At 72.5% G+C, this 25,731-nt stretch carries 20 protein-coding genes; 14 read left to right on the forward strand and 6 right to left on the reverse strand.

The genetic code is table 11. From position 1 onward, the window contains the following. The first annotated feature begins 30 nt into the window (after positions 1-30). The 3 genes from ETD83_RS22705 (at position 31) to ETD83_RS22715 (ending at position 1,768) form a co-directional block, all read left to right on the forward strand. The gene (locus ETD83_RS22705) at positions 31-387 is read left to right on the forward strand and encodes a hypothetical protein (protein WP_138647168.1); all 357 of its coding nucleotides are present in this window, start codon (positions 31-33) and stop codon (positions 385-387) included. A gap of 54 nt (positions 388-441) precedes the next feature. Continuing rightward, positions 442-765: a DUF3817 domain-containing protein gene (locus ETD83_RS22710; protein WP_138647169.1), complete on the forward strand. Its 324-nt coding sequence runs from the start codon at positions 442-444 to the stop codon at positions 763-765. A gap of 76 nt (positions 766-841) precedes the next feature. Continuing rightward, positions 842-1,768, forward strand: a complete 927-nt coding sequence (locus tag ETD83_RS22715) for a bifunctional helix-turn-helix transcriptional regulator/GNAT family N-acetyltransferase (RefSeq protein ID WP_138647170.1) — start codon at positions 842-844, stop codon at positions 1,766-1,768. Positions 1,769-2,432: 664 nt separating this feature from the next. On the opposite strand, the gene ETD83_RS22720 is transcribed toward ETD83_RS22715, so the two are convergent. Next, positions 2,433-3,647: an MFS transporter gene (locus tag ETD83_RS22720; protein ID WP_138647171.1), complete on the reverse strand. Its 1,215-nt coding sequence runs from the start codon at positions 3,645-3,647 to the stop codon at positions 2,433-2,435. A gap of 468 nt (positions 3,648-4,115) precedes the next feature. On the opposite strand from ETD83_RS22720, the gene lon reads away from it, so the two are divergent. Further along, positions 4,116-6,515, forward strand: a complete 2,400-nt coding sequence (lon, locus tag ETD83_RS22725; protein WP_138647172.1) for an endopeptidase La — start codon at positions 4,116-4,118, stop codon at positions 6,513-6,515. A gap of 138 nt (positions 6,516-6,653) precedes the next feature. Further along, positions 6,654-7,157, forward strand: coding sequence for a VanZ family protein (locus ETD83_RS22730; RefSeq protein ID WP_230421099.1), 504 nt, complete (start codon positions 6,654-6,656; stop codon positions 7,155-7,157). A gap of 19 nt (positions 7,158-7,176) precedes the next feature. Here the strand turns inward: ETD83_RS22730 and ETD83_RS44720 are convergent, their stop codons facing one another. Continuing rightward, positions 7,177-8,793 carry a nitroreductase family deazaflavin-dependent oxidoreductase gene (locus tag ETD83_RS44720; RefSeq protein ID WP_138647173.1) on the reverse strand — a complete coding sequence of 539 codons (1,617 nt, stop codon included), beginning with the start codon at positions 8,791-8,793 and terminating at the stop codon, positions 7,177-7,179. A gap of 176 nt (positions 8,794-8,969) precedes the next feature. Here ETD83_RS44720 and ETD83_RS22740 point away from each other — a divergent pair, with 176 nt between their 5' ends. The 8 genes from ETD83_RS22740 to ETD83_RS22775 are packed head-to-tail and all read left to right on the forward strand — an operon-like array spanning position 8,970 to position 17,482. After that, entirely contained in the window at positions 8,970-9,980 is a 1,011-nt protein-coding gene (locus ETD83_RS22740; RefSeq protein WP_138647174.1) for a Gfo/Idh/MocA family protein, read from the forward strand. Beyond that, positions 9,977-10,837, forward strand: a complete 861-nt coding sequence (locus ETD83_RS22745) for a TIM barrel protein (RefSeq protein ID WP_138647175.1) — start codon at positions 9,977-9,979, stop codon at positions 10,835-10,837. Before ETD83_RS22740 ends, ETD83_RS22745 begins: the two co-directional genes overlap by 4 nt. Further along, positions 10,834-11,769 carry a 5-dehydro-2-deoxygluconokinase gene (iolC, locus tag ETD83_RS22750; RefSeq protein ID WP_138647176.1) on the forward strand — a complete coding sequence of 312 codons (936 nt, stop codon included), beginning with the start codon at positions 10,834-10,836 and terminating at the stop codon, positions 11,767-11,769. The genes ETD83_RS22745 and iolC overlap by 4 nt, the downstream gene beginning before the upstream one ends. Beyond that, a complete protein-coding gene (gene iolB, locus ETD83_RS22755) occupies positions 11,766-12,626 on the forward strand; it encodes a 5-deoxy-glucuronate isomerase (protein WP_138647177.1) in 861 nt (286 codons plus the stop codon). Before iolC ends, iolB begins: the two co-directional genes overlap by 4 nt. 19 nt (positions 12,627-12,645) lie before the next feature. Beyond that, on the forward strand, positions 12,646-14,496 hold the full coding sequence (gene iolD, locus ETD83_RS22760) for a 3D-(3,5/4)-trihydroxycyclohexane-1,2-dione acylhydrolase (decyclizing) (protein WP_138647178.1): 1,851 nt from the start codon (positions 12,646-12,648) through the stop codon (positions 14,494-14,496). Between the two features lie 45 nt (positions 14,497-14,541). Then, positions 14,542-15,531, forward strand: coding sequence for a substrate-binding domain-containing protein (locus tag ETD83_RS22765; RefSeq protein WP_138647179.1), 990 nt, complete (start codon positions 14,542-14,544; stop codon positions 15,529-15,531). Then, entirely contained in the window at positions 15,528-16,601 is a 1,074-nt protein-coding gene (locus ETD83_RS22770; protein WP_138647180.1) for an ABC transporter permease, read from the forward strand. Before ETD83_RS22765 ends, ETD83_RS22770 begins: the two co-directional genes overlap by 4 nt. After that, positions 16,598-17,482, forward strand: a complete 885-nt coding sequence (locus tag ETD83_RS22775; RefSeq protein ID WP_138647181.1) for an ATP-binding cassette domain-containing protein — start codon at positions 16,598-16,600, stop codon at positions 17,480-17,482. Before ETD83_RS22770 ends, ETD83_RS22775 begins: the two co-directional genes overlap by 4 nt. 224 nt (positions 17,483-17,706) lie before the next feature. On the opposite strand, the gene ETD83_RS22780 is transcribed toward ETD83_RS22775, so the two are convergent. The 4 genes from ETD83_RS22780 to ETD83_RS22795 are packed head-to-tail and all read right to left on the reverse strand — an operon-like array spanning position 17,707 to position 23,369. Beyond that, positions 17,707-20,808: a coiled-coil domain-containing protein gene (locus ETD83_RS22780; protein ID WP_230421100.1), complete on the reverse strand. Its 3,102-nt coding sequence runs from the start codon at positions 20,806-20,808 to the stop codon at positions 17,707-17,709. Beyond that, positions 20,805-21,461, reverse strand: coding sequence for a DprA-like winged helix domain-containing protein (locus ETD83_RS22785; RefSeq protein ID WP_138647182.1), 657 nt, complete (start codon positions 21,459-21,461; stop codon positions 20,805-20,807). The genes ETD83_RS22780 and ETD83_RS22785 overlap by 4 nt, the downstream gene beginning before the upstream one ends. Continuing rightward, positions 21,454-22,161 (reverse strand): hypothetical protein, encoded by a 708-nt coding sequence (locus ETD83_RS22790; protein WP_230421101.1) that lies wholly within the window; start codon positions 22,159-22,161, stop codon positions 21,454-21,456. Before ETD83_RS22790 ends, ETD83_RS22785 begins: the two co-directional genes overlap by 8 nt. After that, entirely contained in the window at positions 22,158-23,369 is a 1,212-nt protein-coding gene (locus tag ETD83_RS22795; protein WP_138647183.1) for a hypothetical protein, read from the reverse strand. Before ETD83_RS22795 ends, ETD83_RS22790 begins: the two co-directional genes overlap by 4 nt. A 171-nt stretch (positions 23,370-23,540) precedes the next feature. On the opposite strand from ETD83_RS22795, the gene ETD83_RS22800 reads away from it, so the two are divergent. Then, a partial coding sequence (locus tag ETD83_RS22800; RefSeq protein WP_138647184.1) for an ATP-binding protein occupies positions 23,541-25,731 on the forward strand: 2,191 nt, incomplete at its 3' end.

Below are 25,731 nucleotides of genomic sequence, written 5' to 3' on the forward strand. Positions count from 1 at the left end.
GGCATGTGGGGGCGGGGGTAGGCTCGGGGCGTGCGACGGTTCCTCACCCCTGGCTGGATCGGGCTGCACGTGCTCGCGATCGTGCTGTGCGGCACGTTCCTCGGCTTCGGCTGGTGGCAGTACGACCGGGCCCAGAGCGGCAACGACCGTAGCTGGGCCTACACGTTCGAATGGCCCATCTTCGCGCTGTTCGTGATCGTGATGTGGGTCAAGATGATCCGCGACGAGCGGTCCGGTGTCGCCCCGGCGCCGAAGGTGATCGAGGAGCCCGCCGAGGCCGAGGTGAAGCGGGAGATCATCCGGCGTCAGGAGGAAGAGGACCCGGCGCTCGCGGCCTACAACCGCTACCTCGCGCGGCTCAACTCCCAGGGCGGCGGACGCGGCTGACCCCGCCGCATACGAGGCCCCGGCCATGCGGGCCGTCGATGAAAGGTGTGTTCTGTGGAAGGCGCGGTGACCCGGTACCGGATCCTGGCGCTGGTGGTCGGCACGCTGCTGGTGCTGCTGACGATCGGCATGGTCCTGAAGTACGGCCCGACCGACATGCCCGCCATGGCGGGTATCGTGGCGCCCGTCCACGGCTTCCTTTACATGGTCTACCTGCTGGCCGCGTACGACCTGTGGCGGCGCAACGGCTGGCCGCTGAGCCGGATGGTGCTCATCGTGCTGGGCGGCATCGTGCCGCTGATGACCTTCTTCGTCGAGCGGCGGGTCGTCCATGACGCGCGGGCGCTGCGGGGCGCGGAGGCGGAGGCCAGCGCCTGACCGTCCCTCTGCGGGCTGGAAACCCGGCCCGTCCGTCGCGTAACGTTTGACTCAGTCAAACATTAGGAGGCGCGGCATGGTGGTGACCGCGGGGGACATCGGCACGGTCCGGGCGTTCAACCGGTTCTACACCGGCGTGATCGGCCTGCTCGGCGAGGGGCACGTCCGGTCCCCGTACTCCCTGACCGAGGCGCGGGTCATCTTCGAGCTGGCGCAGCGGGAGGCCACCGAGGTCCTCGCCCTGCGCCGCGGCCTCGGCCTGGACGCCGGCTACCTCAGCCGGCTGCTCACCCGGTTCGAGGCCGACGGGCTGGTCGCGCGGGAGCGCTCCCCAGACGACGCCCGCCGCCAGGTCGTCCGGCTCACCCCGCGCGGCCGGGAGGTCTTCGCGATGCTGGACGGGCGGTCCGTGACCGAGATCCGCGGCCTGCTGGACGGGCTGGCCGCCGCCGACCGGGGGCGCCTCCTCGCCGCGATGCGCACGATCCACGACGTCCTCGGCGACCGGCCGCGCCGCGGCGACGACGTCGTCCTGCGCCCGCTCCGGCCCGGCGACCTCGGCTGGGTGGTGGAGCGCAACGGCGCCCTCTACGACGTCGAATGCGGCTGGGACCGCACCTACGAGGCGCTCGTCGCCAAGGTCGTCGCCGACTACGTGCACGACCACGACCCGGAGCGTGAGAACGCGTGGATCGCCGAATCCGGCGGCGTCCGGGTGGGCGGCGTGTTCTGCGTCCGCCGCGACGACGACGTCGCGCAGCTCCGGTTGCTGCACGTCGAGCCCGAGGCCCGCGGCCTGGGCGTCGGGGCCGCGCTGGTCGACGAGTGCGTCCGCTTCGCCACCGGCGCGGGCTACACCGAGATGATGCTGTGGACGACGGCGCTCCAGCGTCCAGCACACCGCGTCTACGAACGTGCCGGGTTCGTCCTGGAGGAGGAAGAGCCTCCGGCGCAGCGCTTCGGGGACGTGGTCCACGGGCAGGTCTGGCGCAAGAAACTGTGACCGGGCCCGTGGGGCGTTCGCGCCTCCACGGGCCCGGCTCCGCAGCGATCCCTTGATGTGCTGCGCAGGCGGCCGGGACGGGGGTCGGACGGAGTTCCGGCCGCCTTGGTTTCACCGGCGTGACGCCGGTTCGTGCTGAGGACCGATTCCCACCTCCTTTCCACTCCGGGCCGGGCGGAGGACCCGTCCGGCGAGCGGGAGGGGGCGCCGTCGCGGCGCCCGGATGTCTGGGGCCGGGCCGGCGGCACAGCTGGAGGATGCCGCTGGCCCGGCCGTGGGGGACGCCGGTGCCGCGGGGGTGTGCGGCGCCGGGGCCCGGGAGTGGCCGGAGGTCAGGGGGGAGTTCGCGGGCGGCCCGGCCGGTCCGGTACGGCCGAGAACCCGAGGTGTGCCGCCGGGCGTCCCCGTCGCGGCGCCCGTTGGGGGACGGCGCCTGCCGCGGGGGGACGAGCCGTGGACGCCCTCGGCCGTACGGACCGGGCCGCGCGGGGGGAGGGCCGGGCCGGTCTCACGCTCGCCACGCCGCATCCGGGCCCCCTCCCGCATCTCCACCTGGGGCTTTGCCGCCCCGATGATCTTTCATTCACTCATAGTCACGAACTCGTTGCGGTAAGTACCCTCGCGTCATGCGGACGTAAACCGTGCCCGTCGCAAAGAATCGTGATCAAGAACGGGACTTTGCCTCCGCATTGCCCGCGACGATCCCGGCCGCCTCTCGCGTCTCCCGCGCCCCACCGGGACGGCGCAGGAGATGGCGGGCCAGCGCCACGGTCGCGAGGACGGCCAGGAGTGCGCAGACGCCCGTCCAGCCGAACCGGCCGTACGCGGCGGCGCCGAGCCAGGACCCGGTGCTCCCGCCGAGGAACGAGCACGTCATGTAGGCGGTGTTGATCCGGCTGCGGGCGTCCGGGCGCAGCGCGAAGATCCGGGCCTGGTTCGCGATCGTGCCGGACTGCATCGCCACGTCCAGCAGCAGCGTCCCGGCGGCGAGCGCCACGAGCCCGGCCGCGCCGCCGAGCGCGCCGAACGCGAGCACGCCGGCGGACGCGAGCGTGCCGAGCATGACGACGAGGGCGACCGGCTCGGAGCCGCGGCGGTCCACCTGCCGTCCCGTGAGCGGCGCGCAGAACATGGTGGCCGCGCTGACCAGGGCCAGCAGGCCCACCGCCTGCGCCCCGAGACCGTACTCGGGGCCGGTCAGCAACAGCGCGACGCCCGTCCACACGGCCTGGAAGCCGCCGAAGACCGTCGCCTGGTAGAGGCACGTGCGCCGCAGGTCGGGCTCGCGGCGCAGCAGCCGCAGCGGCTCGGCCAGCAGCGCCGGGTACGGCTGCCGCGAGGGCGGGACGGTCGCGGGCAGCGCGAACGCCAGCGCCGCCGCCAGGCACAGCGCGACCACCGCGGCCACCAGGTAGGGCGCCCGCCAGCCGAGCCACTCGCCGATCATCCCGCCGAACGTGCGGGCCAGCAGGATGCCGCCGACCGACCCGGACATCAGCGTCCCCATGACCGCGCCGCGCCGGTCGGCGGGGACGAGCCCGGCCGCCATCGGCGCGATGACCTGCGCGACCACGGTCGTCATGCCGACCATCGCGCTCGCGCCGACCAGGGCCGGCAGCCCGGCCGCGCCCGCCGCGCCGAGCAGCCCGATCCCGGTGACGCCGAGCAGCACCGCGATCAGCGGCCGGTGCGGGAGCCGGTCGCCGAGCGGCACCAGCAGGAAGTTCCCCGCCGTGTAGCCGAGCTGCGCGGCGGTCACCACCAGCGCGGCGGTGTCCGGCGACACCCCGAGGCCGGACGCGACGAGCGGGCTGACGGCCTGCGGGAAGTAGATGTTCCCCACGGCGACGCCGCAGGTCAGAGCCAGAATAAAGATCATCCGGCGGCTGAGGCCGCCGGGCCGTGCGTCCGCGGACGCCACGGAAGATGACACAGACGCTCCAGGAGGTTCGGCGCGGCCGGGATGCCCCGAGGTGGGCGAGGCCGCGCAGGCAAGGACGGCGGGGCGGTTCCCCCGCTCGGGCTCGCCTCGGCGCCGAGGAGCGCGCTGCCGGTCAGGCCGTGCCGCGCTCCTGGGCCGAGGCGTCCGTCGTGACCTTGCCGGGAACCATGCGCACGATGAGCCTCCAGAACCGGAACGTCCAGCGCGACGCTCGCACGCGCCCCCGCCGTCCCGCAACGCATTTTTCGGGCATCCTGGACGTCACGCGATGGCGCCGCCCACCGCTCCGCAAGGCCGCCTTCGCTGAGAGCGAACGTTGCTGCGGAAACAAAATCCTGCTCCGTTTTCTTGAGTGTGGGTGACTCAACTTACGGTTGGGTCCTCTAGACGGACTTGGAGCTGAGCATGAGCGAGACCCTGACGCTGCCGGTGCTGCCCCTGGACGACGGGGCCGTTCTGCCCGGCATGGTGGTGCCGCTGGACCTGTCCGAGAGCGGCGAGGTGCGCGCCGCCATCGAGGCCGCGCGGGCGGTGGCGCAGTCCAAGGGGCCGGGCGTCCGGTCGGCGGCCAAGCCGCGGGTGCTGCTGGTGCCCCGGCTGAACGGGCAGTACGCCGGCGTCGGCACGCTCGGCGTGATCGAGCAGGAGGGGCGGCTGCCCGGCGGCGAGCCGGGCGCGGTCGTCCGCGGCGTGCAGCGGGTGCGGATCGGGACCGGGACGACCGGGCCGGGCGCCGCGCTGTGGGTCGAGGGAACCCTGATCGAGACGCCGCCGGCGCCGTCCGGACGCGCCCAGGAATTGGCCAAGGAGTACAAGAGCCTGGTCAGCGCGATCCTGCAGAAGCGCGGCGCCTGGCAGGTCGTGGACATCGTCCAGCAGATCGACGACCCGTCCACCCTGGCCGACAACGCCGGGTACGCGCCGTACCTGTCGGACGAGCAGAAGATCGAGGTCCTGGAGACCCCGGACGTGGTGGAGCGGCTCACGCTGGTGATCGGCTGGGCGCGCGACCACCTCGCCGAGCTGGACGTGGCGGAGACGATCCGCAAGGACGTCCAGGAGGGCATGGAGAAGACGCAGCGGGAGTTCCTGCTGCGGCAGCAGCAGGAGGCCATCCGCAAGGAGCTGGCCGAGTTGAACGGCGACCCCGCCGACGAGGAGGACGACTACCGGGCGCGGATCGAGGCCGCGAACCTGCCCGAGAAGGTGCGCGAGGCGGCGCTGAAGGAGGTCGACAAGCTGGAGCGGTCGTCCGACGCCTCGCCGGAGGGCGGCTGGATCCGCACGTGGCTGGACACCGTCCTCGACATCCCCTGGAACGACCGGACCGAGGACGCCTACGACATCGGCGGCGCCCGGGAGATCCTGGACGCCGACCACGCCGGGCTCGACGACGTCAAGGAGCGCATCGTCGAGTACCTGGCCGTGCGCAAGCGGCGTGAGGAGCGCGGTCTGGGTGTCGTGGGCGGACGCAGGAGCGGCGCGGTGCTCGCGCTTACCGGGCCCCCTGGCGTCGGCAAGACGTCGCTTGGCGAGTCGGTCGCGCGGGCCATGGGACGCAAGTTCGTCCGGGTCGCGCTGGGCGGCGTCCGGGACGAGGCCGAGATCCGCGGCCACCGCCGCACGTACGTCGGCGCGCTGCCGGGACGGATCGTCCGGGCGATCCGCGAGGCCGGCTCGATGAACCCGGTCGTCCTGCTGGACGAGGTCGACAAGGTCGGCGCCGACTACCGCGGCGACCCGACCGCGGCGCTGCTGGAGGTCCTCGACCCCGAGCAGAACCACACCTTCCGGGACCACTACCTGGAGGTCGAGCTCGACCTGAGCGACGTGCTGTTCCTCGCCACCGCGAACGTCGTGGAGGCGATCCCGGGGCCGCTGCTCGACCGGATGGAACTGGTGGAGCTGGACGGCTACACCGAGCACGAGAAGGTCACGATCGCCCGCGACCACCTGCTGCCGCGCCAGCTCGACAAGGCGGGGCTCGACGCGTCCGAGGTGGGCTTCGGCGACGACGCGCTCCGGCTGCTGGCGGCCGAGTACACGCGGGAGGCGGGCGTCCGGTCGCTCGACCGGTCGATCGCGCGGGTGCTGCGGAAGGTCGCCGCGAACGTGGCGCTGGAGAAGGCGACGCTGCCGGTCTCGATCGGCGCCGGCGACCTCAAGGACTACCTGGGCCGCCCGAGGTACACGCCGGAGGTCGAGCTGAGCAGGAACGAGCGGCGGACGGGCGTCCCCGGCGTCGCGACGGGCCTGGCGGTGACGGGCGCGGGCGGCGACGTCCTCTACATCGAGGCGTCGCTGGCCGACAAGGAGACCGGCGACACCGGCGTGACGCTCACCGGGCAGCTCGGCGACGTCATGAAGGAGTCGGCGCGGATCGCGCTCAGCTACCTGCGGTCGCGGGGCGCCGAGCTGGAGCTGCCGGTCGGCGACCTGAAGGACCGCGGCGTGCACGTCCACGTCCCGGCGGGCGCGATCCCGAAGGACGGGCCGAGCGCGGGCATCACGATGACGACCGCGCTGGCGTCGCTGCTGTCGGGACGGCCGGTCCGCTCGGACGTGGCCATGACCGGCGAGGTGTCGCTGACCGGGCGCGTGCTGCCGATCGGCGGCCTGAAGCAGAAGCTGCTGGCCGCGTCCCGGCTCGGGATCACCACGGCGATCGTGCCGAAGCGTAACGAGCCGGACCTTGAGGACGTCCCGGACGAGGTCCTGGAGAACCTGACGGTCTTCACCGTCAGCGACGTCCGCGAGGTGCTGGACCTGGCCCTGGAACCGGCCACCGCGGCGATCGCCGCCTGACCGGCGTCCGACCGCGCGCCGCGACGCCCGCGCCGGGCCGCTGCCCGGCGCGGGCGTTCGGTGCTTGGCGTCGGTGTTCGGCGTCAATCATGGATTCGGCCTCGCCGTAATCCGCGTCCGCGCATGCTCGGACACGCAGTGGGGAGCAAGCGCCGGGTGTTCGTAGAAATGTGGCAGCGCGCAGCGCCGGGTCAGAAGTCTCCCTGGTACGTCGTGGCCTTTCGCGTCGTCGTCGTGACGGCGGCGCTGGGCGGCCTCGGCGTCTTCTTCTATTTCGCGTTCAAACTGACACTGACGCCCGTCCGGGACCGCGGGCAGGCAGGAGGGAACATCGATCCGGGCCACTCGCTCCGCTTCTATCTGGACAGTCCGACCAAGGACGCCCTCTTCCAGATCGGCGGCAACCTGGCACTGCTCATGCCGTTGGGCGTGCTGATCCCCATCGTCTGGACGACCCTCCGCGGCCCCATCCGGCTGGCGCTCCTGACCGGCGCACTCTCGCTGGCCATCGAGACGGTCCAGGGCGCCTTCGTCGTCGGACGGGCCTTCGACGTCGACGACGTCATCCTCAATGTCATCGGCGTCGTGATCGCATATCTGTTCCTGGGCCGCCGTCTTTCCAGAACGCTCCGCGGTACTTGAGCGACCGGGGCCTTTCAGGTCAGCGCGGGGTGAGGCGGAAGACCCTCAATTGGCGCGTCGTGCGTTCCACATAGCGGTCGTACACGGGCCAGACGGCGATGAGGCGGGGCCAGATCGCGGTGCGTTCGTCGTCGTCCAGCAGATGGGCCGTGACGGGAATGGTGCGCCCCTGGAAACTGACCTCGGCTTCGGGGTGCTTGAGGAGGTTGCCCGTCCAGGCGGGGTGCTTCTCGCGGCCGAAGTTGGAGCCGACGACGTACCAGCCGCCGTCCGTGGCCGCGCCCGTGGCCGCGCCCGTGGCCGGGTCGGTGGCCGGGTCGGGGAGGCACGCGAGCGGAGTCCGGCGGGGGAGGCCGCTGACCGCACCGGTCGTCGTCAGGACCAGGCTCGGGACGAGGAGCTGACCGAGCAGGAAGCGCCCGCCGGTGAGCCTGTGCAGCGTCCGGTCGATCGGCGGGACGACCTTGGGCCCCACCCTGGAGAACCATTCGGCGCCCGAGATCCGCTGGAAGAGCGGGCCGAACGCGCGCTGGACGAGGGTCGGCATCGGGCGCTCCTCGGTGCGGGACGGGGTTGGCGGCAGGGAGCGCGGCGGGCCGGGGTTCGCGAGCCGTCCGGCCCGGCGAGGGTGGAGATGGCCGCTCTCCGCCAGCCACCGCAGCGCGTCGGCGACCGTCTCCTCGACGGGACGCAACGTGAGGTCCAGCGCGTCCAGGACGGGACGGTCGTCGGTCGGCACCAGCGTGACCATGAACTCGGCGGCGTCGCGGGTGAGCGGGTAGTCGAAGTCGCGGACGCGCTTGGCGGCGTCCAGCGCCGAGCCGAGACCGAGCATCAGGCGGCTTGGGACGCGGACCCGGCGGCACCGCACGCCCGCGAGGCGGTCGCAGAGGTCCGCGTACTGCGGCCATGTCAGGTAGTGGCCACCGAGCACCCAGCGGCTCGGCGGCTGCCCGGCCCCGACGGAACGTGCCAACGCCTCGCCGAGGTCGCGGACGTCGATGACCGAAACGCCGCCGCCCGGAAGTGGCCACACCTTGCCGAGCGCGGCGGCGAGTCCTTCCATGAGGGCGTCGAGTCTGGGCTGGTGGGGGCCGCACACGCCGCCGGGGTAGAGGATCGTGACCGGCGCGCCGCCGTCCTGGAGGCCGCGCACGTACCGCTCGGCGGCCAGCTTGGACCTGCCGTAGCCGGTGCGCGGGCTCGCCAGGGCCCCGCCGGCGGTGATGACCCGCGCGGACGGCGGGACGAACACGGCGACGGTCGACACGTGCACCACCGGGCTCAGCCCCCGGGCGACGGCCCCGCCGACGACGTTCCGGGTGCCGCGGACATTGACGTCCACGAGATCGGGCGAGCCGCCGCCGACCCCGCTGCGGGCGCCGGTGACGCCGATCGCGGCGGCGGAGTGGATCGCGGCGTCGCAGCCGTCGAGCGCCTCGGAGACCGCGCCCGCGTCCAGCATGTCGCCGGGGAGCAGCTCCACGTCCTCGGCGGCGACGCCGATCGTCTCCAGGACCTTCGTCGTCCTGCCCGGGTCGCGGACCAGGGCGCGCGGCCGGTGCCCGGCGGCCAGGAGTGCGCCGACCGTGTAGGACCCCACGAATCCCGAGGCGCCGCTGACGAAAACCCGCATGTCGGACAACCTAGCGCTTGGTCAGATGCGGCGGCACCCGGCGCGCTGCGTGGCCCGTGAGTAACCCCCGAGTTTTCGGACACCTCCATTGCCGATAAGGCTTCCCTCGTTCGTTGACGAGGCTGGAACGCTCCAGCACACTTCGTGTCTCACCTACCGCCGTCCGGGAGGGATCAATGAGGATCGGTCTGGCCGGCGCGGGGCGCATCGGGGCGCGCCACGCCGTGGCCATGTGCGCATTGCCCGAGGTGGACGCCCTGGTCGTGGCCGACGCGGAGCCGTGCCGCGCCCGCGACCTCGCCGCCCGCCTGGCCCCGGCACCCGGCGTCACGGCGCTGGACGAGGTCGACGACCTGTTCCGCTCCGGCCTGGACGGACTGGTCGTCGCGGCGGCCACGGACGCGCACGCCTGCCTCGTGGCACGCGCGGTGTCCGCGCGGATTCCGGTGTTCTGCGAGAAGCCGCTCGCGTCGGATGCTGATGGAACGTTCCAAACAGTGGCGGCCGCAGCCGCCTCCGGGGTGCCCGTGCAGGTCGGCTTCCAGCGCCGGTTCGACGCCGGGAACGCGGCGGCGCGCGAGGCCCTGGCGTCCGGGCGGCTCGGCTGGCTGCACACCGTCCGCTCGTGCAGCTTCGATCCCGCGCCGCCGCCCGCCCAGTACGTCCCGACGTCCGGCGGGCTGTTCCGCGACTGTGTCATCCACGACCTCGACCTCATCCGCTTCGTGACGGGCCGCGAGGTCGTCCGCGTGATGGCCGCGGGCGCCAACCGGGGCGACGACTTCTTCCGCGAGTGCGGCGACGTGGACACCGGCTCGGCCCTGCTCGTCCTGGACGACGGGTCGCTCGGCGTCGTGTCCGCCACGCGCTACAACGCCGCAGGGTACGACTCGCGGTTGGAGCTGTTCGGATCCAAGGACAGCATCGTCGCGGGCCTGGACGACCGGACGCCCGCGACCGCGCTGCCCGAACGGGGAGAGGAGCCCAGGGCCGCCTACAGCGGGTTCATGGAGCGGTTCGCCGACGCCTACGACGCCGAGCTGCGCGCCTTCGTGGACGTGGTTGCCGGACGGCGCGGAAACCCGTGCCCGCCTGAGGAGGCCCTAGAGGCGTTCTACCTGGCCGAGGCGTGCGAGCTGTCCCTGCGTGAGGGCCGCGTCGTCGGAACGGGGGAGGTGCGGCGATGAGGGTCGCGGGCGCGCCGATCTCCTGGGGCGTGTGCGAAGTCCCTGGGTGGGGCCACCAGATGGAGCCCGCACGGGTGCTCGCCGAGATGCGCGCCCTCGGTCTCGCCGCCACCGAACTGGGGCCGGACGGGTTCCTGCCGGGTGGGGCGCGGGCCAGGGAGGAACTGCTGGCGACCTACGGGTTGGGGCTGGTGGGCGCGTTCGTCCCGGTCGTCCTGCACGATCCCGCGTCTGACCCGCTTCCGGTGGTTGACCGTGTCCTGGACGCGATGGACGGCGTCCTCGTGCTCGCCGCCGCCACCGGGCTCGACGGCTACGACGGGCGGCCGGAACTGGACGTGGAGGCGTGGACGACGCTGCTCGCCAACCTGGATGCGATCACGCTGAGGGCCTCCGCACGCGGGCGTCTGGTCACGTTGCATCCGCACGTGGGGACGGTCGTGGAGCGGCGCACGGAGGTCGAGCGGGTGCTCGACGGCTGCAACGTCCCTCTGTGTCTGGACACGGGGCATCTGCTCGTCGGCGGCACGGATCCGGTGTGGCTGGCGCGTTTCGCAGCGCGGCGCATAGCGCACGTCCATCTGAAGGACGTGGACGTGGGCCTCGCCCAGCGAGTGCTCAACGGCGAGGTCGCCTACACGCACGCGGTGCGCGACGGTCTCTACCGACCGCTCGGGGACGGCGACATCGGCATCTCCGGAATCGTCTGCGCCCTGGAGGACGCCGGTTACGAAGGCTGGTACGTGATGGAGCAGGACACCGTCCTGGCGGAAGCGCCCGCAGACGGCGGCGGGCCCTACGACGACGTCCGCAGGAGCCTCGACTTCCTCGCCTCCCTCGCCGGAGCGGCCCGATGACGTTCGACCTCATCACCATGGGACGGGTGAGCGTCGACGTCTACCCGGACCAGGTGGGCGTCCCGCTGGAGGAGGTCGAGTCGTTCGGGAAGTACCTGGGCGGCAGTCCCACCAACGTCGCCGTGGCGGCGGCACGGTACGGCCGTCGCACCGCCGTCATCACCCGCACTGGCGAGGACCCGTTCGGACGGTTCGTCCACAAGGCCCTCCAGGGGTACGGCGTAGACGACAGGTACGTCACGGCCGTTCCCGGGCTGCCGACGCCGCTCGCGTTCTGCGAGATCTTCCCGCCGGACAACTTCCCGCTGTACTTCTACCGCTATCCCAAGGCCCCCGACCTGGAGATCTACACGCACGAGCTGGACCTTGAGGCGATCCGCGCGGCCCGCATCGTGTGGGGGACCGTCACCGGCCTGTCGCAGGAGCCGAGCCGTGAGGCGACCCTGACCGCGCTGGCCGAGCACCCTGGGCAGACCGTCATCGACCTGGATTACCGTCCGATGCTCTGGGACGACCCAGGCGAAGCATCGCACTGGGCAGGGCTCGCTCTGGACCGCGCTTCTGTGGCCGTCGGAAACCTGGAGGAGTGCGCGGTCGCGGTGGGGGAGCGGGTGCCGCGCGCCGCCGCGCGCGCGATCCTCGAACGCGGCCCCGAGCTCGCCATCGTGAAGATGGGCCCGGACGGCGTGCTCGCCGCGACGTCCACCGAGGTGGTCGAGGTTCCGCCGGTCAAGGTCGACGTCGTCAACGGGCTGGGCGCGGGGGACGCGTTCGGCGGCGCGATCTGCCACGGCCTCCTGTCCGGATGGGACCTGCGGCGGATCGTCGAGTTCGCGGGCGCGGCCGGGGCCCTCGTCGCGTCCCGCATCGCCTGCGCCGACGCCATGCCCGCGCAGGACGAGGTCGAGGAACTCCTGGAGGGCGTGCAATGAAGCACCACCTGCCCGCCGGAACCGCCGGTGAAGGGCCGTACGCGCTGGCCGTGACGCCGGAGTCGGCGGGATGGGCGTACTCGGCGCTGCGCGTGCTGGAACTGCCGGACGGCGGCTCCCACGAGTTCGAGACCGGAGAGTTCGAGACGATCGTGCTGCCGCTGTCCGGTTCGGGCACGGTCGAGTGCGACGGGGAGCGGTTCGAGCTGGCCGGGCGCGACGACGTCTTCAGCCGGGTCAGTGATTTCGCCTACGCGCCGCGCGACGCGCGCGTACGAGTGCGGGGCAAGGGACGGTTCGCGCTGGCAGGGGCCCGATGCGAGGTGCGCCTGGCACCGCGCTACGGCCCTGCAGAGGACGTCCCCGTGGAGTTGCGGGGCGCGGGTGCGGCGAGCCGCCAGGTGAACAACTTCGGCACGCCCGAGGGCTTCCCCTTCGCGGAGAAGCTGATCGCGTGCGAGGTGCTGACGCCGGGCGGCTGCTGGTCGTCGTTCCCGCCGCACAAGCACGACGAGGAGACGCCGGACGAGGCCGTCCTGGAGGAGATCTACTACTTCGAGGTCGCGGGCGAGTCCGGGATGGCCTACCAGCGGGTGTACGGGTCGCCGGGGCGTCCGATCGACGTCCTGGCGGAGGTGCGTACTGGTGACGCGGTACTGATTCCGCATGGCTGGCATGGCCCGTCCATGGCCGTGCCTGGGCACGACCTGTACTACCTGAACGTGATGGCGGGCCCGGCCGAGGAGCGGGCCTGGCGGATCTGCGACGACCCCGCGCACGCCTGGATCCGCGGCACCTGGGCCGGGCAGCCGGTCGATCCGCGCCTGCCGCTCACCTCGGCGGAGGGACGCTCATGAGGTTCACGGAGGGACGGCCATGAGGCTCACGGTGGGCCAAGCGGTGATCCGCTTCCTGGCGGCGCAGCACAGCTCGCGGGACGGGGCCGAGCGGCGCTTCTTCGCGGGCTGTTTCGGCATCTTCGGGCACGGCAACGTCGCGGGCATCGGGCAGGCCCTGCTGGAGCACGCCGACGACTTCCCCTACTACATGGCGCGCAACGAACAGGCGATGGTGCACACCGCCTCTGGGTTCGCCCGGATGAACGACCGGATGGCCACTTTCGCCTGCACCACCTCCATCGGACCGGGCGCCACCAACATGGTGACCGGTGCGGCGCTGGCGACCGTCAACCGGCTTCCCGTCCTGCTGTTGCCCGGGGACATCTTCGCCACCCGCGTGTCCAACCCGGTCCTGCAGGAGCTGGAGGACGCCCGCTCCTACGACGTGTCGGTCAACGACTGCTTCAAGCCCGTGTCGAAGTACTGGGACCGGATCAATCGTCCTGAGCAGTTGCCGAGCGCGTTGCTGGCGGCGATGAGGGTGCTCACCGATCCGGCCGAAACAGGTGCGGTCACGCTTGCCCTGCCCCAGGACGTCCAGGCTGAGGCGTACGACTGGCCGGACGAACTGTTCGCCCGGCGGGTGTGGCGCATTCCGCGTCCGCTGCCGGAACCCGCCGCGCTGGAGGAAGCGTCCGCCGCGCTGGACGCGGCCGAGCGTCCGCTGATCGTGGCGGGCGGCGGCGTCATCTACTCCCACGCGACCGACGAACTGCGCGCGTTCGCCGAACGCACCGGCATACCAGTGGCCGAGACCCAGGCGGGCAAGGGGTCCCTGGCCTGGGACCACGAGCGCGCTGTCGGCGCCATAGGAGCGACCGGCACGACCGCCGCGAACGAGCTCGCCCGCACGGCGGACGTGATCCTTGGCATAGGAACCCGCTACAGCGACTTCACGACCGCGTCCCACAGCCTGTTCGCCCACCCGGACGTTCGGTTCGTGAACGTCAACGTGGCCCGTCCGGACGCGGTCAAGCTCGGCGGAGTGTCCGTCGTCGCCGACGCCAGGGAAGCGCTCAGGGGCCTCAACGCGGCCCTCGGCGGTTACGCCGTGTCCGAGACCTACCGCGCCGAGGCCAGAGCCCTGACGGCCGACTGGAACACCCAGGTGGACGGAGCCTTCGCCGCCCAGGGCGGGAGGCTGCTCACCCAGTCCGAGGTGATCGGGGCCGTCAACGAGGAGTCCGGGCCCCGGGACGTGGTGGTCTGCGCCGCCGGTTCCATGCCGGGCGACCTGCACAAGCTGTGGCGGGCCCGCGACCCGAAGGGCTACCACGTCGAGTACGGCTACTCCTGCATGGGCTACGAGATCGCGGGCGGGCTCGGCGTGAAGCTGGCCGCGCCGGACCGCGAGGTGTTCGTCCTGGTCGGGGACGGTTCGTACCTGATGATGGCGCAGGAGCTGGCCACGGCCGCCGCCGAGGGGATCAAGCTGATCGTCGTCCTCGTCCAGAACCACGGGTTCGCCTCGATCGGGAACCTGTCGGAATCGGTCGGCGCGCGGCGGTTCGGCACCCGCTACCGCGCCCGCACCGCGACCGGGCTCGACGGCGGCCCGCTCCCGGTCGACCTCGCCGCGAACGCCGCCAGCCTCGGCGCCGACGTCGTCCGCGCGGCCGCCCTCGACGACCTGCGGGAAGCGCTCCGGCGGGCGCGGAAGGCCGAGCGGACGACGGTTATCCACATTGAGACGAACCCCTTGGCAGGCCCCCCGGACAGTGCGGCATGGTGGGACGTCCCGGTCGCGGAAGTGGCGGCGCTGGACTCCACCCGGGAGGCCCGCGCCCGATATGAGGCGGATCGGCGAGCACGCCGCCACCATCTGTGATCAACTCCTCTGACCGACCATTCGGGGAGAAACGGAGAGCATCCGATGAGAGGCGTGTTCGCGCGTGGGACGTCCAGGAGGCTCGCGGTCCTGGCCGCCGCGGGGCTCCTGGCGCTGAGCGCCTGCAGCAGTGAGGGCGGCAAGAAGTCCGAGGAGGCCCCGGAGGGCGCAGGCCCCCGGCTGAAGATCGCGATGGTCACTCACTCCGCCCCCGGCGACACCTTCTGGGACATCGTGCAGAAGGGCGCCAAGGCCGCCGCCGCCAAGGACAACGTCGAGTTCCTCTACTCGGCCGACCCCGACGGCGGCAAGCAGGCCCAGCTCGTCCAGGCCGCCATCGACAAGAAGGTCGACGGCATCATCGTCACCCTCGCCAAGCCCGACGCGATGAAGGACGTCCTGGCCCGCGCGACCGCCGCGAAGATCCCGGTGGTCTCGATCAACTCCGGGCAGGGCGAGTCGGCGAAGCTCGGCGCCATCGCGCACTTCGGGCAGGACGAGTCGATCGCCGGTGAGGCCGCGGGCGCGGAGATGGCCAGGATCGGCTCGAAGAAGGCGCTGTGCGTCATCCACGAGCAGGGCAACGTCGGCCTTGAGGACCGCTGCGCCGGCGCGAAGAAGACGTTCGGCGGCCAGATGGAGAACCTGTTCGTCCAGGGTTCGAACATGCCGGAGGTCAAGTCGTCCATCACGGCCAAGCTCCAGGCCGACGGCGGCATCGACGGCATCCTCACGCTCGGCGCGCCGTTCGCGGCGACCGCCGTCGACTCGGTCAAGGAGGCCGGCGCCAAGGCCAAGATCGGGACATTCGACCTGAACAAGGACCTCATCGCCTCGATCACTTCGGGCGCCATCGTCTTCGCCGTCGACCAGCAGCCCTACGTGCAGGGATACGGCGCCGTCGACCAGCTGTGGCTGCTGCGGAACAACGGCAACGTCCTCGGCGGCGGACGTCCCGTGCTGACCGGCCCGGCGATCGTCACCAAGCAGAACGCGGGGCAGCTGGAGGCGTTCGCGAACCGGGGGACGCGATGACCTCTTCGGCGGCGTCGGGGCTGGCGGAGCCGCCGGTGGCCGGGCCGGGCCCGGACGAGCGCCTGGCCCGGCAGTCGCTCCTTCGGCGGCTGCTGGGCCGTCCCGAGCTCGGCGCGCTCCTCGGCGCCGTCGCGCTGTTCGCGTTCTTCTCGATCGTCGCGGACGCGTTCCTGGAGGCCGGGTCGTTCTCCACCGTGCTCTACGCCGCCTCCACATACGGGATCATGGCGGTCGGCGTGTCGCTGCTGATGATCGGCGGCGAGTTCGACCTGTCCGCCGGGGTGATGGTGACGTCCGCGGCGCTGATCGCCGCGCTGACCGCCTACCAGTTCACGCTGAACGTGTGGGCCGGCGTCGTGATCTCCCTCGCGCTGACGCTGGCGCTCGGCATGGTGAACGGCCTGCTCTACGTCCGGACGAAGCTGCCGAGCTTCATCATCACCCTCGCCACGTTCTTCATGCTCGCCGGCCTGAACCTCGGCGTGACGAAGGCGCTCACCGGCAACGTCGCCAGCGACTCCGTCCGCGACATGGACGGCTTCGACAGCGCCCGCTGGATCTTCGCGTCCGACATCGACGTGCTGGACGCCCTCAAGATCAAGATCACGGTGTTGTGGTGGCTGCTGTTCGTCGCGATCGCGACCTGGATCCTGCTGCGCACCCGCGTCGGCAACTGGATCTTCGCGGTGGGCGGCTCCGCCGCCAGCGCCCGCGCCGTCGGCGTCCCGGTCGCCCGCGTCAAGATCGGCCTCTTCATGGGCGTCGCGTTCTGCGCCTGGTTCTCCGGGATGCACCTGGTGTTCGCGTTCGCGACCGTCCAGTCGGGGGAGGGCGTCGGCAACGAGTTCCTGTACATCATCTGCGCGGTCATCGGCGGCTGCCTGCTGACCGGCGGCTACGGGTCGGCGATCGGCGCGGCGATCGGCGCGTTCATCTTCGGCATGACGAACAAGGGCATCGTCTACGCCGAGTGGAACCCTGACTGGTTCCGGTTCTTCCTCGGCGCGATGCTGCTCATCGCCACCGTGGTGAACCTGATCGTCCGGCGCAGAGTGGAGCGGTCGTCATGACGGACACGGCGGACACGACGGGCGCGGCGCCGGAGCCGGGGCAGCCGGAGCCGGCGATGCCGCTGATCAGGCTGACCGGCGTCGGCAAGAACTACGGCAACATCATCGCGCTCCGCGACGTGAGCCTGGAGGCGTCCGCCGGCGAGGTCACCTGCGTGCTCGGCGACAACGGCGCGGGCAAGTCCACGCTCATCAAGATCGTCGCCGGGCTGCACCGCCACGACACCGGCACGTTCGAGGTGCAGGGCGAGAAGGTCGCGTTCGGCTCGCCCCGCGAGGCCCTCGACCGCGGCATCGCGACCGTCTACCAGGACCTCGCGATCGTCCCGCTGATGCCGGTCTGGCGGAACTTCTTCCTCGGCTCCGAGAAGCGCAAGGGCTTCGGCCTGATGGACATCGAGTTCATGCGGAAGACCGCCCACGGCGAGATGGCCGCGATGGGCATCGACCTGCGCGACGTCGACCAGCCGATCGGCACCCTCTCCGGCGGCGAGCGGCAGTGCGTGGCGATCGCCCGCGCCGTCTACTTCGGCGCCAAGGCCCTCGTCCTGGACGAGCCCACGGCCGCCCTGGGCGTCAAACAGGCCGGGGTAGTGCTCCGCTACATCGTCCAGGCACGCGAACGCGGCCTCGCGGTCATCTTCATCACCCACAACCCGCACCACGCCTACCCGGTCGGCGACCGCTTCCTGATCCTCAACCGCGGCCAGAGCATCGGCTACCACGCCAAGGCCGAGATCACCCGCGACGAGCTGACCGCCCTCATGGCCGGAGGCCGAGAACTGGAAGAACTCGCACACGAACTCGACACGGCGGGCTCGTCCGCCACCGCGAAGCAACTGACGAAGGAGGCGAAGCACCTGGGCCTCACCGACGACTGACCAGGGCGCCGGCTCGGCCATTCCGGGGGCGGCGTGGCTGTTGCGGCGGCGAAGACCGGGCCGGACTTAAGAGTGATTGGGGAGGGTGCCCAGGAGTTGTCGCTGATCAGGGGTGGCCCGGTCATTTCGGGGTGGTTCGGATGCCGCGGGCCGCGAAGGCCGGTTCGGATCGGGGTGGGCGTGGGGTGCGCGGGAGATTCCGGTCGTGAAGGGCCCCGGTTCGGTCACTCGGGGGCGGTGTGGATGGTGCGGGCGGCGGTGATCTGTGCCGCGAGCTTGCGGACGCGGGCCTCGTGCTCGTCGTATCCGACGACGACCGGTGGCTCGTTGTACGGCATGGTGTCGGACGAGCGGCGCAGCTTCACGTACTGTCCGCACGCGTCGATCGCGTATGGCTCCATGTCGTCCTGCAGGGCGCCGATCACTGTGATGCCGTGCGTCTCGCCGATTTTGCGGAACAGCGCGACGGCCTCCTTGCGGTGCTCCTTGCCCAGGTTGCGGCCCAGCTCGTCCAGGACGAGGCAGAGGCGGCCTCCACCGGAGCTGGCGAGCGCCGCAGCGCACACCAGCTTGACGGCCTTCTCGTCCATGAGCGCGGTGTTGGCGCGCCGGTTGTACGGGACGTACCGCTGCCCGTCCGAGCGCCGCCATTTCGGCGTGACCCGCCAGCGCCACTCCTGCTCGGGGTCGGCGGGCTGCTCCGGCGTGGGGAATTCCAGGGTCGCGCCGTAGCCGCCATAGGCGACGTCGAGTTTCTCGAATTCGTCCGACACGCGCTGCAGGCGGGCGCGGATCGCGGCGGTCAGCGCAGTGCGGTGGGCTTCGGCGGCGCCCGCCGCCTCTGTCGCGCCCTTCTGCGCCTTCTCCAGGTCGGCGCGGCGTGCCGAGAGCTGCACCTCGATCTGCCGCCGCTGGTGCTTCTCGTAGTCCTCCTGCCGGCGCAGGTATGCCTCCATGGCCTTCGCCAGGCGCGGGAACGTCGCCTGTTCGCGGTCGGTGCGGCGGCCCTCGCCCTCGGCGCGTTCCCGCAGAAGGAACCGGATCTCCTCCGGCATGTCGTCGTCGGATGGACCCTCCGGGAACACGCGGCGCAGCGCCTCGGACAGGTGCTTCTCCGCGGTGTGCCACCATTCGGCGGGCGTCCACGTGGACTCGTCGTCGTCCAGGCCGGACAGCCATTCGGCCGCGCCCTCGCGGGTGCCGCCCCAGTCCTTCTCCAGGCCGTCCAGGCCGAACGCGGCGCGCTTGTCGGCCAGCTCGGACGACGCGTGCCGGATCTTGTCGCGTTCGCGTTCGTGCGTCTCGCGGCGTCCGCGGAGCCGGTCGATCTCCAGCGCGCGCGTGTCGGCCTTCGCCTGGAGGCGCCGCAGCGTCTGCTCCGCCGACCCGAGCCGCGGGCCGAGCCGGGACTCCCCGGCCGCCAGCTCCTCCAGCCGTCCCCTTAGACCCGTCATCGTCTCGCGGACGCCGTCCAGCTCGTCCGCTGCGCGCGCACCCGCGAGGCGCCGCCCGGCGAGCGCCACGTCGGCGGCGGCGTCGGACGTGGTCTGCTGCGCCTGGCCTAGGGCCTCCTGGGCGGCCTCCAGAGCGGCACGTGCCGCCTGCACACGCGCTACGCGTCCGGTCACCGGTTCGGGGAATCCGCCCACGATGACGACGGGTCGTCGCGGTGTCGCCTCAGGGGCGTCGTTGAGGAAGGCGAAGAAGCGGCCCAGCGATTGCTCGCAACTGATCCCTGCGGGGAGGTCACTCTCACCGCCGTCCGCCGGGACGATCATTGAGCCTGGCATGTCCTTGAGCCCGGCGACGGCGGCGTCGAGGTCGTCCGTACCGACGACGACGGCCTCCCGGTACGGCCACAGTGCGGCTTCCCAGCGTTCCCGGACGTCCTCGTCCAGCTCCACCGCGTCCAGGAGCCCGACAGCGGTGATGCCTTCGGCGGCGAGCGCGCGGATCTGCGCGGGCGCGCTGCCCTCGCCCGCCTCTGCCTCGGTCAAGGATCGCTGTGCGCGCGCGACGGTGCCCTTGGCCATTCCCAACTGCTGCTGGGCTTCGTCACGTCGCGCCTCTGCGTCGGCCAGTTCGGCGCGTGCCGAGTCGCCGTCGCGTCCGTCGGCCTCCCGCTGCCGTTCCTCCAGCGCGGACACGCGCCGGCGTAGCTCGTCCAGGCGGTTGCGGGCGACGGCCTTGTCCGCGCCTAGTTCGTCCACCTGGCCCTTCAGCTCGGCCAGGGCCGCGCCTGCCTCGGCCAGTTGTGCGTCCAGCGCCCCGCCGGTGAGCTGCTCCATCTCCCGCTCGGCGGCCTTGGCGGCGGCGGCCAGCTCGTCGCTCTCGCCGCGCAGCCGCTCCTGCTCGGCGGCGTGCGCGGCGTCGGCCTCCGCCGCGTCCACCAGGAGGCGGGCCTGCCGCGTCCGCCAGTGCCGCAGCGCCGACGCCACCTCGTCGCGGGCCCGGTCGCGCCGGTCGAACGTCTTCAGCAGCGATGCCGCCTCACGCTCCCACTCCGCGAGCCGCTCGCCCGCCTCCGCCGCCTTGGCGCGCTCACGGTGCTCCTCCGCGCGGGACTTGCGCTCCGCCTCCAGCTCCCGGTCCAGCCCGGTCAGCGCCGCGATCGCGCTGAAGATCCGCTCGGAGGTGATCTCGTTCAGCGGCTGGGACAGCAGGTTCGTCGCGACCTTCGACCGTACGGACGTCGACAGGAACGACACGCACCGCACCTGCCCGCCGTAGAGGACGCGGGACAGGTCCTTCGCGACCAGATCGCGGCGTCCGGCGCTGCGCGGTAGGCCCGCCCACAGCCGGTCGGCGAGCGACACGCGATCCGCTTCGGACGGAGCCGCCGCCAGGTGGACGCCCTGCCGCCAGCGGATCTCCAGGTGCGGCGCGTCCACGTTCACCCGCAGCCACACGGTGACGGCTGTCTCGCCGTCCTCCTCCGCGGGCTCGGTGTAGTCGAAGACGCCGACGATGTATCCGTGGTCTGCGCTCGCCCACTGGCTGTCGCCCTGCGCAGCCAGTTCCGCGTTGAAAAGCAGTTCTGCCACCGCGCGCGCACCCGACGCGAACCGCCATTGCTCGTCGCCTAGGAGCGCTGTGATGGCCGCGATGAACGACGACTTGCCCGCGCCGTTGGAGTCCTTCGGCCCCTGACCGGCGACCACGATCAGCGTTCCGGGGACGGTCGGGACCGGATGCGTGGACAGCCGCGAGATGTTCACCGCCTGCACGGCCACGAGCGTCCGTTCGCCCACGACGTTCTCGGCGTCGCCGCGTGAGGGCTCCGGCACCAGTGCTTGCGTGCGGCCAGGTTCGATGACGGCCGTCATGGGATCTCCCCCCGATCGCGTTCCCGGTCCCTGCGGCGCGCTCGGATCGCCGCCGCAAGCGGCGAATCGGGGCCCGCGGCCAGGATCAGCTCCTCCTGCAGGCGGCGTCGCGCCGCGTCCGTCAGGCGGTGGAACTGCGGGCCGGGAACGAAACCGCCCGTGTCGTCCGCGCCCGCCTTCACCTGCGACACCAGCCCCGCCAGCCGGAGCCTGCGCAGTGACGTCTCCAGTTCCCCGAGGGGCAGTTGCGTGCGGCGGCGCAGCTCGTCCATGGGGGTCGGGTAGGGGGACAGCCACGAGTCGTCCGCCAAAGACCCCGCCGCCCTTGGGATGGCCACTGAGTGGATGAGGACCAGTGTCAGGACGGCCCGTTCCTCTACCGGCAGGACACACTGGGGGTCTTGCGCTAGGTCGGCGGCGACATCGTCCCGGTATCCGGAAATCCAGCGTGTCTGCTCGGAGCGGACGAGTGTCCGCCCGCTCAGCGCGAGCATCTGTTCGACCGTCCGGCGGAGCGCCGGTTCCCGCAGCGCCGCGAACCGCACTTCCGACACCGGCTCGGCCGCGTGCTCCACCGCCATGTAGGCCGCGACCAGGTCGGCCCGGCGCCGCTCGTCGTACGAGCGCAAGATCACCTCGAACAGCTCACTCATCGCGGCCCTCCGAGTTATCCACAGGTTCGGATTTCTCGGCGGCCGGGATCGGAGCTGCGGCAGGGTCGAAGGGCAGGTGAGGGCCAGTAGGAGGTGCGGATGAGTCAGCCGATTCAGGTTCAGGTCCCGGTTCCGGTTCGAGGTCCGGTCGCGGCGGTTCGGGGAGCCGGCGGAGGAGGTCCCGCAGCGACGCGAGCGATCCCTCCGGCCACAGCGCGACCCGGGGGCCGGGGCGGACGGCGCCCGCGGTCTCGTCCAGGAGCAGCCAGCCCGTGTCGGACAGGCGGCGCATTTCGCCGGTGGCCCAGCGGCGGGCCAGATCGGTGTCGCCGCGGGTCATGTTCGCGTACACGTCCAGGACGTCCGCGACCGTGGCCGGAGTGCCGGGCCATGGCGCGTCGTCGAGGCGCTGCCAGCAGCAGCGGAGCGCGGCGGCGAGGACGCGGCGTGCCTGGCCCGCGCGGTCCAGCGGCATGGGCGGGGTCTCGTACTCCTCCAGCAGCGCGGGCGTCGCACCGTCCGGCCACTCCGGGAGCAGCCAGACGCGGACGCCGTCCGTCGCCCCTACCGCGCCGGGCGGAACGGGTTCGTACACGGCGATGGACGGCGCCCCCAGCACGCGGGCACGGGCCCGCCCCAGCACATGCGGGTCGGGGTGGTTCGCCGGCGGGCGGTCGCCGCCGGTCGCGGGGGCGGTCACCGGTCCGTCCTCTCGAACCAGCCGGGGGAGACCCAGGTGGGGGAGCCCTGCGGGCGGACGGTCAGGCCGTCCGACCAGATGAGCCGGTAGGGGAGTTCGGGATGCAGATGAGCGGACGACAGGTCGGCGAGCACGCGGCGGGCGGTGGTCCAGTCCTGGGCGAGGGCGTCCTCGACCGCGATCCGCTCGCGGCCGCGGAAGATCTGCTCGGCGATGCCGCGGAGCCGTTCCATGGCCGTCACGTCCGAGCCCGCGTCGCCCGAGAGGCCGGGGTCGGGCACCGACGGGCGCGGCGGCGCCGGGCGCGGCGGCGTGGCCCGCGGGCCGTCCTCCACCGCGGTCACCACGGCGGACGGCTCGTGCCACGGCGCCGCGGCGTCGAAGACGAACCCGTCCAGGACGGCGGCCAGGTCCTCGCGGGACGCGGTGCGGGTGAACGTCCGCCACGTCTCCGGCGGCAGGAGGGTCAGGTTCCGCGTCGTGCCCGCCGAGTCGGACAGCCGGGCGGCGGCGCGGCGGGACGCGTCGCCGTAGGCGTAGATGGCGGCGCGCAGGTCGGTGCACGTCCGGTCGAGCTGCGGCCAGCGGCGCAGGATCGCGCCGTGCAGGCGCTCCGCGCGCAGCAGGATCTCCTCGGTGCCCCACAGCTTCGGCGCCTGCTCGCGGAGCTCCTCGATCGTCCCGTTCGTGAGCGTGACCAGTTCGACGCTCCACAGCCGGAACGCGCGCGAGAGCCCGTCCGCGCCGTCGCGCGCCTGCTCGGGCGTCATGCGGGGGTCGGCCACGTTGAGCTGCTCAAGGGCGAGGAGCCGGTGCATCTCGCTCTGCCCGCCGTCCAGCATCATCCGCCGCACGAACATGAGCCCGACAACGCTGGTGAACGACGCCCGGTACCGGAGCTGGTTCGGCTTCGGGAACACCTCGCGGACGGCGCCGAGCCCCTTCAGCACCCGCAGCCGGTTCTCGAACACCTCCGGCGGGTAGCGGCGGCAGACGTACCGCATCTGCTCGCGGCTCAGCCCGTCCTCGCCCGCGTCGGCGAACGCGGCGAGGAGCGTCTCGGCCACGTCCACGAGTTCCGGGTCGTCCACTACGGCGCCGCTGTCGCGGGCCAGCGCCGCGAACATCTGCCGGTAGACGCCCAGCACCGCCTCGCCGACCAGGACGTCGTCCAGGCTGGCGGCCGCGTTCTCGGAGGTGGGGGACACGGCGCACTACGGTACGGCCACCACGCCGCCAAGGTGGAATCGGCGCAGCGGATACATGAACAATCAAGGACACGAAACCGTGGCGGTGCACGCAGAGCGATGACACACTCACAGTGCCATGACGGATGTCCCGGTCCGCGAGCGGTACCGGGCTCGGAACGGCGGGGGCGCATGACCGCGACGACCACTCTCGTGAAGACGAACCTCCCCGCCGAGCCCAACGCCTTCGTCGGCCGCGAACGCGACGTCGGCGACCTCGGCCGGCTGCTGGAGAGCATGCGCGCCGTGACGCTGTGCGGCGCCGGCGGCATCGGCAAGACCAGGCTCGCGCTGCACGTCGCGCAAACGATGCTCGACACCGGCCCCGACGGCGTCTGGTTCGTCGAGCTCGCCGACGTCCGCCCGGACGGGACGCCGGAGCCGGTCGCGCGGCGCGTCGCCACCGTCCTCGACGTGGCCGAGGAGGACGGCCGCCCCCTCACCGAGACGCTCGCCTACGCGCTGCGCGCGCCCGCCGCCCTCATCGTCCTGGACAACTGCGAGCACCTCATCGAGGAGTGCGCCAAGCTGACCGGCATGCTGCTGGCCCGCTGCCCGCGGCTGCGGGTGCTCGCCACCAGCCGCGAACCGCTCCGCATGGCGGGCGAGAACGTGTGGCGGGTCCCGCCCCTGGAGCCCGACGAGGCGCGGCGGCTGTTCATCGACCGCGCGAAGGCGACGCGCCCCGGGTTCGACGGCGCGGACGCCGTCCACGAGGTCACCCGGGCCCTCGACGGGATGCCGCTCGCGCTGGAGCTCGCCGCGGCCCGCGTCCGCGTCCTGTCGGTGGATCAGATCGCACGGCGCCTCACCGACCGGTTCCGGCTGCTCAGCGCGGGGGACCGCACCGCCCCCGCCCGGCAGCGCACCCTCCGCGCCGCGATCGACTGGAGCCACGAGCTCCTGGACGACCCCGAACGCATCCTGCTGCGCCGCCTGTCCGTCTTCTCGGGCTGGACGCTGGAGCAGGCCGAGCACGTCTGCGCCGACGCCGCGCTCCCCGCCGACGACGTCCTCGACCTGCTCACCGCGCTGGTCGACAAGTCCCTCGTGGCCGTGACCGGCGAGCTCGCCGGGGAGGTCCGGTTCCGGCAGCTCGACAGCATCCGCGAGTACGCGGCGGAGCGGCTCGCCGACGCCGGCGAGGAGGAGGCGTTCCGCGGCCGGCACCGCGACGCCGTCCTGGACGCGGCCGTACGCCACGGCCGGATCGCCGTCGCGCGCGACGACGCCGCCTGGGCCGAACGCGTGGCGCTGTTCAACTGGTACGACGTCGAGCTCGGCAACGTCCGCTCCGCGCTCACCTGGTCGCTCGACCGCGGCGACGTCCGTGAGGGCCTGCGGATCTGCACCGCCCTCCGCACGTACTGGATCGTCCGCGGCCGCGTCACCGAATGGGCCGACTGGACCGACCGCTTCCTCGCCGCCGCCCCGAGTCCCGGCCCGGACGTCCTCGGCCCGGCGCTCGTCGCCCGCGCCCAGCTCGCCCTCGGCGGCCGCGACTTCGCGCAGGCCGCCCGGTACGCCGACGAGGGCCTCGCGTCCTGCCGCCGCAGCGGTGACGACTTCATGACCGCCTCCGCCCTGATCGCCGGCGCCGAATGCCTGGTCCGCGCCGGGCGGCTCGCGGACGCCGCCGAACGCCTGGACGAGGCCGACACGATCGCCGCCGCGCCCCGCCAGGAATGGAACCGCGCCTATGCCGCCGCCGTCCGCGGCTACCTGCTGATCCGCGGCTCGCGCCTGCGGGAGGCCCGCGAGCACCTGGACGCCGCCGCGTCCGTCATGCGCGGCATCGGCCAGTTGTGGGGCGCCTCCCACGCCATGATCGGCCTCGGCCGCCTCGCCGAGCTGCGCGGCGACCACGTGTCCGCGCGCGGGCACTATGCCGAGGTGCTGCCGATCCTCGCCGAGATCGGCGCCCGCCCGGAGATGGCGCGGGCCCTCGCCGGCCTGGGCCGCGTCGCCCTCGAACGGGACGACCTCCGCACGGCCCGCGAGTCGCTCTCGCGGAGCCTCACGCTGAGCCGCTCGTCCGGCATCCGGCTCGACATGTCCCGCGCCCTGGACGCCTTCGCCGACCTCGTCGCCCGCGAGGGCGACGGCCGCGGCGCGGTGATGCTCGCCGGCGCCGCCTCCGCGCTCCACGAGGCCACCGGCCGCGCCCCCGGCAGCGGCGCCCGCCGCGAACGCACCCTGGAACCGATCCGCCGCAAACTAGGCGACCCCCTCGTCGCCCAGTTCTGGGGCGAGGGCCGCGCCATGCCCCCCGACGACGCGATCGCCTACGCCCTCCACGACCCCGGCACGACCCAGGTCCCTG

The organism is Actinomadura soli (genome assembly GCF_005889715.1).
GTDB lineage: Bacteria > Actinomycetota > Actinomycetes > Streptosporangiales > Streptosporangiaceae > Spirillospora > Spirillospora soli.

Excerpts from the sequence above, each read along its gene's own strand:
- ETD83_RS22715 (WP_138647170.1), top strand. The coding sequence starts at position 842 with ATGGTGGTGACCGCGGGGGACATCGGCACGGTCCGGGCGTTCAACCGG.
- ETD83_RS22720 (WP_138647171.1), bottom strand. The coding sequence starts at position 3,647 with ATGATCTTTATTCTGGCTCTGACCTGCGGCGTCGCCGTGGGGAACATC.
- lon (WP_138647172.1), top strand. The coding sequence starts at position 4,116 with ATGAGCGAGACCCTGACGCTGCCGGTGCTGCCCCTGGACGACGGGGCC.
- ETD83_RS44720 (WP_138647173.1), bottom strand. The coding sequence starts at position 8,793 with ATGCGGGTTTTCGTCAGCGGCGCCTCGGGATTCGTGGGGTCCTACACG.
- ETD83_RS22740 (WP_138647174.1), top strand. The coding sequence starts at position 8,970 with ATGAGGATCGGTCTGGCCGGCGCGGGGCGCATCGGGGCGCGCCACGCC.
- ETD83_RS22745 (WP_138647175.1), top strand. The coding sequence starts at position 9,977 with ATGAGGGTCGCGGGCGCGCCGATCTCCTGGGGCGTGTGCGAAGTCCCT.
- iolC (WP_138647176.1), top strand. The coding sequence starts at position 10,834 with ATGACGTTCGACCTCATCACCATGGGACGGGTGAGCGTCGACGTCTAC.
- iolB (WP_138647177.1), top strand. The coding sequence starts at position 11,766 with ATGAAGCACCACCTGCCCGCCGGAACCGCCGGTGAAGGGCCGTACGCG.
- iolD (WP_138647178.1), top strand. The coding sequence starts at position 12,646 with ATGAGGCTCACGGTGGGCCAAGCGGTGATCCGCTTCCTGGCGGCGCAG.
- ETD83_RS22765 (WP_138647179.1), top strand. The coding sequence starts at position 14,542 with ATGAGAGGCGTGTTCGCGCGTGGGACGTCCAGGAGGCTCGCGGTCCTG.
- ETD83_RS22770 (WP_138647180.1), top strand. The coding sequence starts at position 15,528 with ATGACCTCTTCGGCGGCGTCGGGGCTGGCGGAGCCGCCGGTGGCCGGG.
- ETD83_RS22775 (WP_138647181.1), top strand. The coding sequence starts at position 16,598 with ATGACGGACACGGCGGACACGACGGGCGCGGCGCCGGAGCCGGGGCAG.
- ETD83_RS22780 (WP_230421100.1), bottom strand. The coding sequence starts at position 20,808 with ATGACGGCCGTCATCGAACCTGGCCGCACGCAAGCACTGGTGCCGGAG.
- ETD83_RS22785 (WP_138647182.1), bottom strand. The coding sequence starts at position 21,461 with ATGAGTGAGCTGTTCGAGGTGATCTTGCGCTCGTACGACGAGCGGCGC.